General features: G+C 62.6%; 7 protein-coding genes. All 7 read left to right on the top strand.

Going from position 1 to position 17128, the window contains the following annotated elements:
• Positions 1-35: 35 nt before the first annotated feature.
• Complete coding sequence (locus M1D51_RS14965) at positions 36-959, top strand: biotin--[acetyl-CoA-carboxylase] ligase (RefSeq protein WP_458107043.1); 924 nt, start codon at positions 36-38, stop codon at positions 957-959.
• Positions 952-1545 carry a PH domain-containing protein gene (locus M1D51_RS14960; protein ID WP_458107042.1) on the top strand — a complete coding sequence of 198 codons (594 nt, stop codon included), beginning with the start codon at positions 952-954 and terminating at the stop codon, positions 1543-1545. The genes M1D51_RS14965 and M1D51_RS14960 overlap by 8 nt, the downstream gene beginning before the upstream one ends.
• A complete protein-coding gene (locus M1D51_RS14955; RefSeq protein WP_172322006.1) occupies positions 1535-2713 on the top strand; it encodes an adenylate/guanylate cyclase domain-containing protein in 1179 nt (392 codons plus the stop codon). Before M1D51_RS14960 ends, M1D51_RS14955 begins: the two co-directional genes overlap by 11 nt.
• A 407-nt stretch (positions 2714-3120) precedes the next feature.
• Complete coding sequence (locus M1D51_RS14950; protein WP_458107041.1) at positions 3121-3519, top strand: helix-turn-helix domain-containing protein; 399 nt, start codon at positions 3121-3123, stop codon at positions 3517-3519.
• The gene (locus tag M1D51_RS14945; RefSeq protein WP_458107040.1) at positions 3516-4370 is read left to right on the top strand and encodes an IS3 family transposase; all 855 of its coding nucleotides are present in this window, start codon (positions 3516-3518) and stop codon (positions 4368-4370) included. Before M1D51_RS14950 ends, M1D51_RS14945 begins: the two co-directional genes overlap by 4 nt.
• Before the next feature lie 219 nt (positions 4371-4589).
• On the top strand, positions 4590-10706 hold the full coding sequence (locus M1D51_RS14940) for an Ig-like domain-containing protein (protein WP_458107039.1): 6117 nt from the start codon (positions 4590-4592) through the stop codon (positions 10704-10706).
• Between the two features lie 157 nt (positions 10707-10863).
• Positions 10864-17061 (top strand): Ig-like domain-containing protein, encoded by a 6198-nt coding sequence (locus M1D51_RS14935; RefSeq protein ID WP_458107038.1) that lies wholly within the window; start codon positions 10864-10866, stop codon positions 17059-17061.
• Positions 17062-17128 lie beyond the last annotated feature (67 nt).

The raw sequence follows: 17128 nt of genomic DNA, 5'->3' as shown, positions 1-17128 counted from the left end.
CATCTGTGTGCGCCGCAAATGGATAGGATTCAGCTATGGATGCCGAACAGCCAGACAGCAGCGAACCCCACGTCCAGGGCGCCGGTCCCGAGCGGCCCGCGTTGGACCGGGAAGCATTGCTGCAGCCGGAGTTCCTGTCGGCAGCAGGCATTTCGCAACTGAACATCGTTCAATCCACGGGCTCCACCAACCAGGACCTGGTGCGGGCGGTCACCGTTGAGCCCAAGAAGTGGACTGACCTTTCCGTGCTGACCGCCGAACATCAGACGGCGGCTCGTGGACGGTTGGACCGGCAGTGGGAATCGCCCGAGCGTTCAGCGGTGTCTGTATCCATGGTGCTTCGTCCTGTCACAGCCGAAGGCATGCCGGTACCCACTCAGAGCTACTCGTGGCTGTCCCTCCTGGCTGCAGTTGCCCTGCGTGAAGCTTTGCAGGAAACGGCCGGGGTCACTGCCGATATCAAGTGGCCCAACGACGTCCTGGTGAACGGCCGCAAGATCGCCGGCATCCTGGCGCAGATGACGAACATCGGCGATGGCTCGGTTCCCGCTGTCGTCCTCGGCGTGGGCCTCAACGTGACGCTGGCTGAGGAGGAGTTGCCGGTCAAGACAGCGACGTCGCTAGCGTTGGAAGGGGCAACGACGACGGACCGCACCGCGCTGCTGAAAAGCTACCTGTCCCGCTTCGCACGGCTTTACCGCAGTTTCTGTAATTCAGAAGGAGATCCCGCCGCAGGTTTGGCCGGCGGACCTTCCCTGCACAAGCGGGTGGAGTCGGCCATGGTGACGTTGGGCCGGGAGGTCCGGGCACATTTGCCGGGGGATCATGAGCTTGTGGGCCATGCTTCGCGTTTGGACGAGCACGGCTCCTTGCTGGTGGTGGACCACGGCGGCAGGGAACATGTTGTGACGGCCGGTGATGTGGTGCACCTGCGCGCCACAGAAAGCGGTTATGCGTAAAGAGTTGCTTCCGGGAGAGCAGGTCATCACCATCACGCGCCAACAGGCCCGCTCCCTCTTCTTTCCCGTGCTTGCCTTCGTCATCGCTCCGGCCCTCACAGGCTATGCCTGCGCTTGGATTGTGAAAGGCAATGCACAGCGGGTGGCGCCTTTCATTACGGCGGAATGGACTCCTTGGTTGATAGGGCTGTCCGTACTGCTGGCTGCGTGGCTGGTGGTTGGGTACAGCCTGCGGCGGGTGATGCGATGGAATTCCGTCCGGTACATCCTCACGAGCAGGCGGATACTTGCCAAATTCGGAATGTTCCGGCGTCGGGACTGGCAGATATCGCTGATGGCGATCCGCAATGTGGGAGTCCATCAGAGCATGCTCCAACGGGCTTTGCACTCAGGGAATATATCCTTGGATACCGGGCACTCCGGAACGGCCACCTTGGTGGATGTTCCGGACGTCGCGAAATTCCGGGGATTCATTCTTGACGCGATGGACGAACTCCCGCAAGGTGAAGTTTTTGAGGGCCAAGTATTGACGGACTATGACCAGTTGCCATGGGAGCTGAGAGAAGGTGGAAGAGATGAGCGTTGAGGATCAGCAGTCCGGCGAGGACACGGACCAGGAGTTCGACGCCGTCCCTGAACCTTCAGTGGATGAGGACACCGAGGCCGGGCCTGCTCCGGTTGTCGTGCAAACAGGTCCGCCTACGGGTGTCATGTCCGCCGAGCGTCTGGCCATCAAGGCCTTGGAATCGAAGCTGCTGGGCGGCGAACGCAAGCTCCGTCGTCGTGAAGTTGCCGCAGGTGCGGGAGTTTCCATTCTCTCGGCGAGGAAAATCTGGCGTGCTCTGGGATTCCCGAACTTCGGCGACGAAGACGTTGCCTTTACGGAACGGGACCAAGCCGCTCTCTCCACCATCCTGGACCTGGTCCGGGCCGGGATATTGACCGAGGAAGCCGCCATCTCCGTCACCCGTTCCATCGGGCAGATGACAGACCGGATGGTGGTCTGGCAGATCGAAGCGCTGGTCGAAGACATGGTCTCCGAGCAGGGGATTCCGGATGCAGTGGCGCGCAAGCAATTGGTAGGCCAGTTGCCGGCCCTGGTGGATTCGCTCGAAGAGATCCTTGTGTACTCCTACCGCCGTCAACTCAACGCTGGTGTGCAGCGCCTCGCCGTTCGCGCTGAGGCCGGACTTCAGGCCAGCGAGGAAGGCCGTGAGGGCGACGAAGACGATTCGCCTTTGCCCTTGGCGCGGGCTGTGGGCTTCGCCGACCTCGTCTCCTACACCAGCCTTTCGCGCCGCATGAACGAGAAGACGCTCGCTCAGCTGGTGCAGCGTTTTGAGAACAAGTGCGCAGAAATCATTTCCGTGGGTGGCGGACGTCTGGTCAAGACCGTGGGCGATGAAGTCCTCTACATCGCCGAGACACCAGCCGCAGGGGCCGAGATTTCCCTGGCATTGGCGCAGGCCTTTACTGAGGACGAGATCCTGCCGCAATGCCGTGTCTCCATGGTTTGGGGTCGCATCCTGTCCAGGCTGGGTGACATTTATGGACCGACGGTCAACCTCGCTGCCCGCCTCACCACGTTGGCTCAACCGGGCACTGTCCTGGTGGACGCCATGACCGCAGCTGCTCTGGGGCAGGATGACCGCTTCGTCCTGGTTCCGCAGAAGTCTGAAAATGTTCGCGGTTTCGGCGAGATCCATCCCGTCATGCTGGCCCGTGGCCGCGGCAAGGGTTTGGTGCTCGACTAGGCGCCTCCGGACGGGCCACCTTCCAATGCGCACGCTCTCTCACTTCCCTCGGGCTTGACCCGGACGCTCTATCACTTCCCCCATGGTTTGAACCGGACGCTCTCTCACGTCCCCCTGGTGTGGACCGGTCGCTCTATCACTTTCTTCAAGGAAGGGAGAGAGCGTTCGGGTTTATGGGGTGTGATGAACTGCTCCCCTGAAGTTGGACTGAGAATTTCAGTTCCGATTTGAGGGGAGCAGTTTTTATGTGTTCGCGTAGTTCTTTGTCTGTGGTGCAGCGGGTCTCGGCTGTAGCGTGTTTTGAAAGGGGTCTGGGGTATCGGGCGGCGGCCCGGTACTTGGATGCGCCGCCTGTGCCGGTCAGGGGACTGTATGGGTTATGGAGGATTCATGGGCGAGGAGTGTTGGTGACCAAGGCGCCGAAGTCATACTCTTTCGAGGTCAAGCTGGCGCTGGTGCAGCGGTTCCTGGCGGGCGAAACCGGGCCGGACTTGGCTGTTGAAGCGGGCCTGTCTTCACGTCAACTGCTGCAGAAATGGGTCAGGGCTTATCGATTGGCGGGTGAGGATGGGTTGCGGCCAAAACGCAACGGCACGCCAGCGAAGCCGAAGGTCGCACCTTCTCGGGAACCCGGGGCCGTGCCCTCGCGGAAGCCTGGTGCCGTGCCGTCCGTGAAGTCCGGGGCAGCTCCGCGGTCTGCGGAGGTTTCGGAGCTTGAGCAACTGCGTCGGGAGAACGAACTGTTGCGGGCTGAGGTGGCCTACTTGGGAAAATTGCGGGCCTTGAGGGCTCAGGAACGACGGTGAAGGTTCAAGCCCTCGTTGCTCTCAAGGCTGATTACCCGCTCCCGGTTCTGCTGCGGGTCGCGGGGCTGGCCCGCTCGACGTTCTTCTACCATCAGGCCCGGCTCCTGTCCCCGGACCCGAAGGAAGCTCTCAAGAGCGCCATCACAACGATCTTCACGACCAACCACGGCCGTTACGGACATCGCCGCATCCACACCGAGCTGGTGAAGCACGGCTGGACGGTGGCGAAGAAGACCGTGCTGAAACTGATGCGCGCCCTGGCCCTGCGCTGCAAGGTTCGGCAGCGGAAACGCTATAACTCCTACCAAGGCGAACAGGGCGTGATTGCACCGAACCTGCTGAACCGGGAATTCGACGCCGATGCTCCGAACCAGAAGTGGGTCACCGACGTCACCGAGTTCCGCGTCGGGGACCGGAAGCTCTACCTTTCACCCGTCATGGACCTTTTCGACCGGCAAATCATCTCCTATTCCATCGGTAACTCCCCGAACCTGGAACTGGCCAACACCTCGCTGCGTCAGGCCATCACCTGCCTGGAACCGGGTCAAAAACCGTTGGTGCACTCGGACCAAGGTTTCCAATACCAGCACGTGTTCTGGCGGCAACTGCTCAGCGAAGCCGGCGCCACCCAGTCAATGTCCCGCAAGGGCAACTGCTACGACAACGCGGTCATGGAGAACTTCTTCGGACATCTCAAGGAAGAACTCTTCCACCACGTCCGGTTTCTCAGCACCGACGCCCTGGCAACAGCACTGCACGAGTACATCCGCTGGTACAACAACGAAAGGATCTCCACCAAACTCGAAGGCCAGAGCCCGGTCCAATACCGGGCCCAGACCCTCGCAGCCTAAAATCCCAATAGCCAGTCCAACAATCGGGGACCAGTTCATGATGTGGGAGAGCGTTCGGGTTTAAGGACTGTGATGTGGGAGGGCGTGTGGGTGCGATTTAGGTCACGACTTAGCTAATCGATGGAGTAACCCGGTAGGCTGTGGGGTGATTGTGTCGTGTTGCGCCGTGGGGGTCGGCGATGGCGGCTCCGTGCTGCCTGAACTGTGGGGGAATGTGGGATGGCTCTGTCTGATGGGTCCGGAAAACGCCGTGCCAATAACCGCCGGCGGAAGGTCATTTCAGCCACTGCTTTCACTGCCGCCGCAGCTGTCCTGGTAACAGGTGCCATCCTCTATCCGGGTTTCAAGACCACCGAGGTGGACCTGAACGACGGCGGTGTATGGGTGGTCAGCAAGACCAAGAACGCGGCCGGCCGCCTCAACTACCCGTCCAAGTCGCTGGATGGGGCAGTCACTCCAGCCAGCACCAACTTCGATATCCTCCAGCAGGCCGGCGACATTTTCATCGATGACGCCGATGGCGGGACCATCAACCCCGTCAGTGCAGCCAACATGCGCCTCGGTGGCGACCAAAAACTGCCAGGCTCGGCAGAGGTGAGCTTCGGCAACAAGGTCCTGGCTGTCACAGACCCCTCCAAGGGCAAAGTATGGGCCGTTTCGCCTACCTCCATAGGCGGTTTCAGCGATGAATCCGAACCCTTGTTCGAGCAGTCGCCCGGTGTGGTCTCAGTGGTGGGTGTGGATGACACCATCCATACGCTGGACCCGAAAACCGGGACATTGACGGCCACAAAGGTGGACATTGACGGTAAGTCCGTGGACTCACAGGTCAGGAATGACGACGCCTTAAAGGCCGACGGCGAAGTCCAGTTGGCAACCGTCGGCGACAAAGCAGTGGTCCTCAACGCGGCCACAGGCGAGATCGTGCTGCCCGGGGGCAACAGGGTGCATCTGGACGATGCCAGGGAAGCAAAACTGCAGCAGAGCGGCCCCGACGCCACCAGCGTCGCCATCGCCACTCCGAAAGCACTGCTCCTGCAACCCTTGGACGGCGGAACCGCGAAGACTGTTCCGGCAGACGGGCAGGGGATTCCGGCCGCGCCGGTGCATCTGGGATCCTGCACGTACGCCGCGTGGTCCGGTGCCAACAAGTACGTCCGGGAATGCACCAACGAGGCAGATAACAGGCGGTCCGACGTTCCCAAGGCGAGTGCGTCGCCGTCGTACGTTTTCCGGGTCAACCGCGATCTCGTGGTGCTGAACGACGTCAACTCAGGCAACGTCTGGATGGTCAACCAGAACATGCAGTTGGTCAACAACTGGGATGACGTCATCCCGCCCCAACAGACCTCGGACGACGCCGAGAAGGACTCTGCGGATGAAGTCCAGCAGACAGTCCTTCCGGACAGGAGTAAGCCCAACACCGTGCCGGTAGCCAAACCTGATGCCTTCGGGATCAGGGCCGGTAAGACCACCGTCCTGCCCGTCTTGGACAACGACGCAGATGCCGACGGCGACGTCCTCACGGTCAGCACCAGCGAGCCATTGAAATCAGGCGCTTTGTCCGCCGTTTACGGTGGCACCGGCTTCCAAATTGCGGTTCCCGCAGGGACCACGGGCTCGGAAACTTTCAAGTATTCGGTGGATGATGGCCGTGGCGGTACAGGCGGCGCCGATGTTGACCTGAGGGTTGTGCCAGCGGAGGAAAATAACGCCCCCCAGCCCAAACCGAACCGGAACAACGCCTTGGTGGTCCAGTCCGGGAAGATCGCCAGCCAGTTTGTTCTCACCGATTGGTTGGACCCCGACGGCGATGACATCTTTGCCGTCGCCGTCTCCAGCAGCGATCCCGCGGACCAGGTCCGGATCAGGCCTGATGGCTTGCTCACCTTTCAGGACTCGGGGGCGGGGCCGGGCCGTAAAACGCTGACCGTCAGTGTTTCGGACGGGTCGCTGACCACCCAAGGGCAGATCAGTGTTGACGTTCGTGCTCCCGGCGCACTGCCGCCGATCGCGAACGCGGACCATGTAGTTGCAGTGGCCGGCCAGGACACCGTGATCGCGCCCCTCAAGAACGACACCGACCCCCAAGGCGGCACCTTGCGGCTGGCTCAAGCCCAGCCGGATCCGCAGTCAACAGCCGTGGTGGGGCCGGACCAGCAAACCTTTACTTTCAATTCCACGACCGTGGGCGCCCACTATGTGACCTACATGGTGACCAACGGGCCTGCGAGTGCGCAGCAGTTGGTGCGTGTGGACGTGGTTTCCGGCAACAGCGACGGTGCGCCCGTTGCCGTCCGCGATATTGCGCTCCTGCCCAGCGGCGGCAGCACCGTGGTTGATGTTTTGGGCAATGACTCGGATCCCAGTGGGGGCGTCCTGGTGGTCCAGTCGGTCACGGCGGCGGACGGGCTTCCGGTATCGGTCGCGGTCCTTGACCACTCGGTCATCAAGATCACCGACATCCGTGCCCAGGGGCAGTTGTCTTTGAAATACACGATCTCCAACGGCAAAGCCTCCGCAACCGGGGACATTTCCGTCCAGGTTGTCCCGGCGCCCACCAAACTCCAGGCGCCGCAGGCGAAACCGGACGAAGTCTCCGTCCGTGCCGGCGACGTCGTCACCATCCCGGTCCTGGAGAACGATACAGACCCCAATGGTGGAGAACTGACGCTGGACCCGGTACTGGCCCAGCAGCCGGACGAGAAAGCCGGGCGGATCTTCCTTGCCGGCAACACCCTGCGCTACATCGCCGGCCAGGAACCCACCACTGTTTATGCCATCTACAAGGTCAGTAATGCCTCGGGTCAAACTGACTCGCAACAAGTCACCATCCGCATCCGCGCCCGCGACGACGCCACCAACACCAGGCCGGAGCCCCGGAATCTGACAGCCCGCGTGGTTGCGGGGATGACGGTAAGAATCCCTGTTCCCTTGGACGGCATCGATGCCGATGGCGACTCGGTGCAGCTGATGGGCATCGATAAAGCTCCCGAGCTGGGGACAGCGATCCTGCGGGACGGGTACCTCGAGTTCACCGCTGGAGGAACGTCTGCCGGCACTGACACCTTCAGCTACCGCGTACGGGACCGTATTGGTGCGGAGAACACCGGTACGGTGATCGTGGGCATCGCGCCTGCGGAAGCCGATAACCAGAAGCCCATCGCGGTGGACGACGTCATTGATGTCCGGCCCGGCCGACGGGTGGCGGTTAACGCACTGAAAAACGACTCAGACCCCGACGGCGACCCCATCGCTTTGGTGTCGGCGTTCGAGGCCAAGCCGGAACTGCAGGTTGAGGCCGCTGCAGGAAAGGTAGTCCTCACGGCGCCGGGTGCAGCCGGCACGGATAGCATCAGTTACCGGATTCAGGACGATAAGAAGGCTGAAGCAGCCGCGGTCATCCGTGTCCAGACCAGCCCGACAGCGCCATTACATGCCCCAGTGGCAGTGGACGACCGGATCACGCTGGCCGAGACCCTGGGTAAGACTGCGGTTGACGTTCCGGTGGTGAAGAACGATTCCGATCCCGACGGCGTGGCGGAGGACCTGACCATTTCCCTGCCGGACGGGAACCCGAATGCGCGGGTCGGGACCGCAGGCAACGTGGTGGTGACACTCCTGCCCGAAGACCAGTTGATTCCGTACACCGTCACCGATATTGACGGACAATCAGCTACGGCCGTCATGTGGATTCCGGGCCAGGGCCTCCAGTACCCCACACTTTCCACCACGGAGATCGTGGAGGTCACAGCGGGGGAGGAAGTCACTTTGGCCCTCCAGGACCACGTCAAGGTCAGGGACGGCCGCCAACCCCGCATCACGGTGGCTGACAAGATCCGTGTCCTGGGCGGCGACTCCACCAACGTCATTGCTGGTGACGGTACTGCGCTGAGGTATGCGGCCCGGCCTGAGTACGTTGGCCCCGGGTCCATCACCTTCGAAGTGACCGACGGCAGTGGTCCGGACGATGCCGAGGGCTTGAAGTCCACTCTGACCATCCAGACCAAGGTGCTCCCGAACCCCAACGCCAACCACGCCCCCACCTTCAGTGGAGCTGCGATTGAGGCGCCGAAGGGAGATACCACCGAGCTGGACCTGGCCAACCTTGCCGCGGACGTTGATGAGCAGGACCAAGGCAAGCTCACGTTCAGCGTGGACGGTGACCTGCCCGGCGGATTCGACGCGCGGGTGGAGGGTACGGTCCTGAAAATCACCCCCGGAGGCTCACTCAACCCCGGTGCCCGCGGGACCGTGCCGCTCAAGGTGACAGACGGCCGCTCAGAGCCTGCGAAGGCAGCCGTCACCGTCTCCGTGGTCTCATCGAACCGACCCAAACCGGCAGCGAACGATGACGTCCTGGACAAGGCCAACGCCGGCAAGTCAGAAACCATCAATGTGCTGGGCAACGACTTCAACCCCTTCAGCGAACCCTTGACCGTGCTTTCTGCCGTGGTGGAAACCGGATCCGCATCAGGTGAGCCTGCCATTGGAGGCGACTCCATCACTGTGACGCCTGCCGACGGCTTCAAGGGGGTCCTGGTGGTCAGGTACACCATCAAGGACAAGACCGATGATCCCAGCCGGCAAGCCGTGGGCCGTGTCCGGATCACCGTGCGGGACAAGCCCGACGCTCCTTCGGCACCGGTGGCCACCGACGTCCGCAGCAAAACGGCCGTCCTCAAGTGGGCACCACCGTCGGACAATGGCGCAGCCATCACCAAGTACACGGTTAAAGCGGCCGGGTTCCAGCAGGAATGCCCCACCACCACCTGCACCCTCACTGGGCTCACCAACAACGTAAAGTACGTCTTCACCGTGGTTGCAACCAATGAGGTAGGCGAATCCCAGCCCTCTGTGCCCTCCAACGAGATCACTCCGGATGAGAAGCCGTCGCCCCCGGACGTCCCCACGGTCAAGGCCGGCGATAAGGACCTGGCGATCACTTGGACCCCTGCCAAAACCGAGGGTTCGCCGGTGAAGCACTACAATCTGGAGATCTCTCCGCCGCCCGCCAACGGCATTGCCGTCAAGAACGATGTCACCGGCCTCAGCTACACCTGGCCGGGCCTGACCAACGGCGTGAAGTACAAGGTCCGTGCTCAGGCTGTCAATGACCTCGGCCCCTCAGACTGGGGGCTGTATTCCGCCGAGGACCACCCTGCCGGTATCCCGGGAACACCGGCGCCGCCGAGTACCACTGTGGTGTCCGCAGTTGGTGCGCAAAACCAGCTCCGTGTCGACTGGGCTGAGCCGGGTATCAATGGTGACCCCATCAAGAGCTATTACGTCACCATGAGCGGTGGCAGCGGCACCACCCAGACTCAGACCATTCCGGGGAACGTCCGGACAGCCACCTTCAAAGTTTCCACCAACGAATCGGCGTACACGTTTACTGTCCAGGCCGAGAACAAAGCAGGCAAGAGCCTGGTCAGCGCCGCTTCGCCACCGCGCAGGGCCACCGGAAAGCTGGGTACCGTTCAAAACGTCAGCGCGACGCCGGCCAACACCGGCGCCGCTGGTGGCCAGCTCACCATCAACTTCAGTGCGCTCGGCGACACCCAGCGCAACGGTTCCAAGGCCAACGAAGTCAGCTACACCTACTCCGCAGGCGGACGCTCCGGCGCCATCCAGCCCGGGCAGACCGTAGGAGGCTTCGCCAATGGCCAGGCCACCACCGTGACAGTGACGGCACATTCAACCGTGGCGCCCAGTTCCGATGCCGCTGCCGCGCCACCCGCCACGCCATTTGGTGCGCCGGGGACGCCGTCGGCGTCGGGGTCCAACGGAGCCGTGAACCAGAAATCGGTGACCTTCAACTGGTCGTCACCATCGGCATCCACCAACGATGTGAAGACGACGAAGATCCGCATCGACAACGGCGGGTGGGAGACTGTGGGAGCCTCGGGCAGCCGGACCATCAACACCGCCGCGTGGGAAGAGGCTCACAGCATCACGGTGCAGACGTTCAACTCGCTGGGAACAGGTGGGCCCCTGGCATCGGCCAGTGCCAAGTCCGGACGCCAAGGGGAGTGGACCACCACCATGAACCCAGGAGCCGTGGTGCGGTCCTGCAGCTTTACCTTGGGCGGCGCGAACTATAGGGAATCGGACAGAACCTGCGACGGAAAGGGTGGCAACCAGCCACCTTGGTTCTACTCGGCTGATCAAGGACCGCTGGTTGTGCGTTGTTACATCGACCAGTCGGATCATGTCGTCGGCATGTTCCGCTGGTGGCGCATCGAATCAGGCTCCTACCGCAACGTGGGCCGGTACATCATCGCAGGTCACACCAACCTTCCAGACCCCGCAGGCATTGGAGCGCCCCCGTGCTGACGGCCGCCGACGCCAGCGATGGGGCACTTCTCCCCATCGCGCGGCCGGTGGTTAAGGCCGTAGTCTGTCAAAGCCAATGGATAGCCCGGTCTCGGGTTTCATCGATTGGACGTGGGGTGCGTGGGATAGTCTTAGGGACTGAAAATTCCGCCGCCGTATGGGGGTACTGCGGAATGCGCGGCTGCCGGCATGTGTCGGTTGGCCAGGACGCCGCTGGGGGGCGGCTGTATATCAAGGGAATTTTGGGGCTGTGAGAAATTTCTTCGGCAAGCTGGGGCTGACAAGGCGTCAAAACAAAAAGTTCATAGCTGGAACTGCCGGCACCGCAGCGGGAGCGTTGTTGATCGCCGGTGCTGTGCTGTACCCGGGTTTCAAGACCACTGAGGTGGATTTGAACGACGGCGGCGTGTGGGTGGTGAGCAAAACCAAGAACGCCGTGGGCCGGTTGAACTACCCGTCGCGCGTTCTTGATGGTGCCGTGACCCCGGCAACCACCACCTTTGATGTCCTGCAGCATGACGGCAACGTCTTTGTCGACGACGAATCCGGCTCCACCATCAACCAGGTCTCTGCAGCGAACCTGAAGCTTGGCGGCGATAAGCAGCTGCCGTCGTCGTCGCAGGTGAGCTATGGCTCCACCGTACTGTCGGTGACCGATCCCGCCCGCGGCAAGGTGTGGGCGTTGTCTCCCTCCACCGTCAACGGTTTCGACGAAGAAGGCACCGAACCGGTCCTGACCGGCGAACAGGGATTGGTTTCCGCTGTAGGTGCCGATAACCGCATCTACACAGCGGATCCGGGGAAGGGCGAGATCACCGTTACCGCGGTTGATGCCAATGGCGAGCGGACAGACTCACAGGTCACCAAAATTGACGAACTCAAAGGCGCCGGAGACCTCCAGATCGCCGTCGTGGGGGACAAGCCAGTAGTCCTCGACGCCGGTTCCGGCAACCTGTTCCTGCCCGGCGGCCGCAAACTCCAGTTGCAGGACGCAAGGGAAGCCAAGCTGCAGCAGAGCGGCGAGGACAGCAGCTTCGTTGCCATCGCCACTCGGAAGGCCCTGCTGAAGCAGCCCTTGGATGGGTCCACAGCGGCAACAGTCAACGCCGACGGCGAAGGTGTCCCGGCTGCACCAGTGCAGGTCAGCAAGTGTGTTCACGCAGCCTGGTCCGGGGCCAACAAATATGTCCGCGACTGCGAGAACGATGCCGATGACAAGAAGAACGACGTCCCCAAGGCCAGTGCTTCGCCCAGCTACGTTTTCCGCGTCAACCGCGACCTCGTAGTCCTCAACGACGTGAACTCGGGCAGTGTGTGGCTGGTCAACCAGAACATGCAGCTCGTCAACAACTGGGACGATGTTGTCCCTCCCAAGAACCAGTCCGATGACCAGGACCAGGAGTCCGCGGACAACAACACCATCAACGTCCTGCCGGACCGTACCAAGCCCAACCGTGCACCGGAAACGAAGCCTGACGAGTTCGGTGTCCGTCCTGGCCGAACCACTATCCTCAGCGTCCTGGACAATGACTCAGACCCCGACGGCGACGTCCTCACCGCAGCTGTGGGCGCGAACGGACCAAAATCGGGGGCGCTGGAGAACATCTATGGTGGCTCAGCGTTCCAACTCAAGGTTCCCGCTGACGCCAAGCCCGGTACGGAAACCTTCGACTACAACGCTTCGGACGGACGTGGCTTGTCCGCAGGTGGCCAGGTGACGCTGCGCGTCGTGGCTCCGGAGGACAACAAGCCTCCCTTCTTCAAACGCGGCGAGCCCACCACCATGCTGGTGGAGCAGGGCAAGTCCGTTAGCCAGAACATCCTGACAGACTGGATGGACCCTGACGGCGACGACCTCGTGCTTCTGGACGCCAAGACGGACAACGACCAGGACCAGGTCAAGGTCCGCCGCGACGGCCTGCTCACGTACCAGGACTCGGGTGCAGCACCGGGCAAGAAGAACGTCACCATCACGGTATGGGACGGCCGGGCCACCACCACCGGCAGGATCGTCGTCAACGTTCAGCCGCCGGGCGCTTTGGCGCCGGTGGTCAACGCCGACCACGTCACGGCAGTGGTAGGGCAGGACCTTGTCATCGCACCCCTCAAGAACGACGTCGATCCCAACGGTGGCGCCTTGCGCGTTGCCCACGTGGAAGCCGCCGGCCCGGCGGAGCTGGGTCCAGTGACCGACGGCGGTACATTCACTTTCCGGAGCACCACACCGGGCCCGGTCTACTTGACGTACATCGCCAGCAACGGCCCCCAAAGCAGCCAAGGCCTGATCCGCGTGGACGTCGAATCCGGCAAGGACTCCGGTGCGCCGGTTGCGGTCCACGACGTCGCCCTGCTCCCTGTAGGTGGCAGCGTCCTGGTTGATCCGCTGGCCAACGACTCGGATCCTTCCGGCGGGGTGCTGGTCCTCCAATCCGTTACCGTCCCGGACGGCTCATCGGCCTCGGTCAGCGTGATCGACCACAGCGTGCTGCGCGTTACCGACGTACTCGGCGCGAAAGAACCTTTCGTGTTCAGCTACACCATGTCCAACGGCCGCGGCTCGGCCACAGGCACCGTGGGCGTCGTCCCGGTGCCGGCCCCCGCCGTCGTCGAGGCTCCGCAGCCGAAACCGGACGAAGTCAACGTCCGCGTCAACGATGTTGTAACCATTCCGGTCCTGGACAACGACACCCACCCGCAGGGTGAGGAACTCTCTGTTGACCCCGTACTGGCGCAGACCATTCCGGAAGAGGACGGCAAGGCGTTCATTTCCGAGAAGACCTTGCGCTTCCTTGCCGGCCCCACTCCCAAGACCGTGCGTGCCATCTACAACGCGGTGGACCCGCAGGGCCAGAAGAGCGCCGCGGCTGTCACCATCCACATCCTGCCGCTGGAAGGTGCGCAGAACTCACGCCCGCAGCCGCAGAACCTCACCGCACGCGTAGTGGCCGGCGGCAGCGTCCGGATTCCGGTACCACTGGACGGAATCGACCCCGACGGCGACTCGGTCCAGCTCACAGGCATCGACAGCACCCCCACCATGGGAACCGCGACGGCGGGCAGCAGCTTCATCGATTTCGTCGCCGCCGGTGATGGCGCGGGAACCGACACCTTCCGATACAAGGTGATTGACCGCCAAGGTGCGGTCAACACCGGAACGGTGACTGTCGGCGTCGCGCCCCGCGGTGAAGACAACCAAAAGCCTGCTCCTGTGGATGACGAAGTGCAGGTTCGGCCCGGACGGCAGATCGCCGTGGATGCCACTGCCAACGACACCGATCCCGACGGCGACATCATCCGTATCCTGACGGACAGCATCGAGGCCGATGCAGGACTCGAAGCACAGGTCAGCAAGACCAGCGGCCGGGTCCTGGTCACAGCGCCGGCAGCCGAGGGCACTGTCAACGTCCGCTATTCGGTGGCCGATGACCGGGACGCCGTGGGCCAGGCCAGCATCAGGGTAATCGTCAAGAACGACATTCCGCTGCAGGCTCCCATCGCCCGCGATGACCGTGTGACGTCAGCCCAAACGTTGGGTAAGACCGCTGTGGACGTTCCGGTCCTGAAGAACGATGAAGATCCGGACGGCGTGGGGGAGAACCTCAAGGTCACCACAGGGTTGGAGACGGCCCGCCCCGGTTCCGAAGGCAACGTAGTGGTGGACCTCACCGAGCAGCCGCAGTTGGTGCCGTACACCGTGGAGGATGTGGACGGACAGAAGTCCACAGCCATCATCTGGGTTCCGGGCATCGGCCAGCAGGTTCCGACCCTCGCCAAGGACGAGGTAGTGGAACTTGTTTCCGGCCAGTCCGTCACCGTCAACTTGGCCGAATGGGTCAAGGTCCGGGAAGGAAAGTCGCCCCGGTTGACCCAAGCGGACCGCATCAAACTCATCGGTGCTGACGGCAGCGACCCCGTTGCGGGCAATGGAACGGCACTGAAGTACACTGCCGGTGCTGAATACGTTGGCCCCGGGTCCATCAGCTTCGAAGTCACTGACGGAAGCGGTCCCGACGACCCCAACGGCCTGAAGTCCACATTGAGCATCCGTACCAAGGTGCTGCCTGATCCGAACAAGAACAACCCGCCGGTGCTGCTTGGCAGTGACGTGGACGTTCCCAAGGGTGACTCAGCCAGCCTGGACCTGGAGAAGCTCGCGTCCGATCCCGATTCCGACGACGTTCAGAACATGAAGTATGAGTTGGCCGGCGCAGCCCCGGGTGGATTCAAGGTCAGCATCGATGGCAAGACCCTGAAGGTCTCCGCCGACGACTCCGTGCAAATCGGCCAAGGCGGCACGGTCCAGGTGAAAGCCAAGGACCCTCGCGGCCTCGAAGCGATTGCAACCTACAAACTACGGTTGACGGCGTCCAACCGGCCCAAGCCGGTTGCCAATGACGATCTTGAGCCGGAGGCACAGTCCGGGAAGTCCGTCACCGTCAATGCGTTGGCGAACGACTCCAACCCGTTCCCGGATACGCCACTGAAAATTATCTCTGCGGTGACTGAAACAGGTGAAGGCACAGCAGAGGTCAGCGGTGGGAACGTCACCGTCACGCCGTCGTCGGGCTTCACCGGCACCATGGTTGTTGCCTATGTGGTGGGTGACAAGACAGGCGAAACCTCACGTTATGCCACGGCGCGCATCCGCCTCACGGTCAAGGACAAACCTGCGGCTCCCACCACGCCGCTCGCCCAAAGCGTGGGCGACCAGACAGCGTTGCTCAACTGGAACGCCTCCGCTGACCGCGGCTCGCCCATCACCAAATACACCGTGTACGGCGAGGGCGGATTCAAGCAGGACTGCCCGGCCAACACCTGCACGTTGACTGGACTGACCAACAACGTGAAGTATCACTTTGCCGTCACGGCGACCAATGCGATCGGTGAGTCTGAACGTTCGCCGGCATCCGCCGAGGTCCGTCCGGACGTCAAGCCCGATACTCCCATTGCTCCCACGCTGAAGTTTGGCGACAAGCAGGTGTCCGTGGCTTGGGTAGCCCCTGGCAGCAAGGGCTCGCCCATCAAGTCCTACGATCTTGAGATCTCACCGGCTCCGGCAGGGCAGAACCCCCAGATCCAGAACCTCACGGGCAACAGTCACGTGTGGACCGGACTGACCAACGGCGTGGCCTACAAGGTCCGCGTCCTGGCCCGGAATGACGCCAAGGAACCGTCCGAGTGGAGCCCCTACTCCGCGGCCGAAACACCAGCCGGTGTCCCGGCAACCCCTGCCGCGCCGTCCGTGGCGGGCGCCGGATCCGTGGGCGACCAGAGCCAACTCCAGGTCAGCTGGACCGCCCCGAACAACAACGGTGACGCCGTGTCCGCCTACACACTGACCACCTATCGCGGCGGCGCTGTGGTGACCACGCAGTCAGTGGGTGCCACGTCGCAGAACGTCACCGTAGCCAACAGCGAAGCTGATTATACGTTCACGGTGTCGGCTACCAACAAGGCAGGCGTCAGTGGGGTGAGCCAGCAGTCCGCGGCAATCCGTGCTGCGGGCAAGCCCGGGATGGTGGCTGCGCCCACAGCAGCTTTGGTGGAAACCAACGCGGCCGGAGGGAAAATCCGGGTGGCCTTCAACCCCCTGTCACAGCGGGAACGCAACGGCGCCAACGCTAACGAGATCAGCTACCGGTATGCGCTGACGTCCGGAGCCGCCAGCGGAGCGATTCCGGCCGGTGGTGGAATTGTTGCGGCACCCAACGGCCAGGATACGGCCGTGGTGGTGTGGGCGGTCTCCTCAAGAAACCCCACGCCTGGCGACAGGAGCCCTGCATCAAACGCTGTCAATCCTTATGGGCTTGCGGCTGCGCCGACCGTTACCGGCAGCAAGAGCAGCGGCGTCGGAGACAAGACGGTGTCCTGGACGTGGAACCAACCCAGCGGTAATGGCAGGCCGGTCACCGGTTACCAGTACAGCCTCGATGGCGGGGGATGGACTGACACCGGTCAGCGGAGTTTCTCCACGAGCGTAGGCTTCAGCGAAACGCACACCCTGAGAGTACGCGCCATCAGCGGCGGTCAGGCCGGCAACGTCGGAAGCGACACGTCGCGAAGCGGTTCGGCGCCCCCACCCCCGGAGCCGACATCACAGATACAGGTAGATGCGTCCAGCGTGCGGACTTGCCCGGGTAAGCCCGGCCAAACGGACAGTTACACCCCCGGCAGTCCCGCGAAGTGCGGTGTGGGTTGGGTGGAACGCTCCTGGGGCAAGATCACCGTCAACTGCACCAAGGACATCTACGGAAACGGCACCCCGTGGTACCGGCTCCAAGGCTCGCCCAAGGACGGCTGGTTCGTGAAGTCCACCACGGTGGATCTCTACGGACCGCGTCCCGGCGGCTGCTAGCCCGTTCGGGCCGGCAGCCAACAACAACGTCAAACCACCACCGATACTTAAGGAACAGGATCAACCC

It is taken from the genome of Arthrobacter sp. R3-55 (assembly GCF_054161505.1).
This window is presented reverse-complemented; position numbering and strand designations above follow the sequence as displayed.

Excerpts from the sequence above, each read along its gene's own strand:
- M1D51_RS14965 (WP_458107043.1), top strand. The coding sequence starts at position 36 with ATGGATGCCGAACAGCCAGACAGCAGCGAACCCCACGTCCAGGGCGCC.
- M1D51_RS14935 (WP_458107038.1), top strand. The coding sequence starts at position 10,864 with ATGGGGGTACTGCGGAATGCGCGGCTGCCGGCATGTGTCGGTTGGCCA.
- M1D51_RS14960 (WP_458107042.1), top strand. The coding sequence starts at position 952 with ATGCGTAAAGAGTTGCTTCCGGGAGAGCAGGTCATCACCATCACGCGC.
- M1D51_RS14955 (WP_172322006.1), top strand. The coding sequence starts at position 1,535 with ATGAGCGTTGAGGATCAGCAGTCCGGCGAGGACACGGACCAGGAGTTC.
- M1D51_RS14940 (WP_458107039.1), top strand. The coding sequence starts at position 4,590 with ATGGCTCTGTCTGATGGGTCCGGAAAACGCCGTGCCAATAACCGCCGG.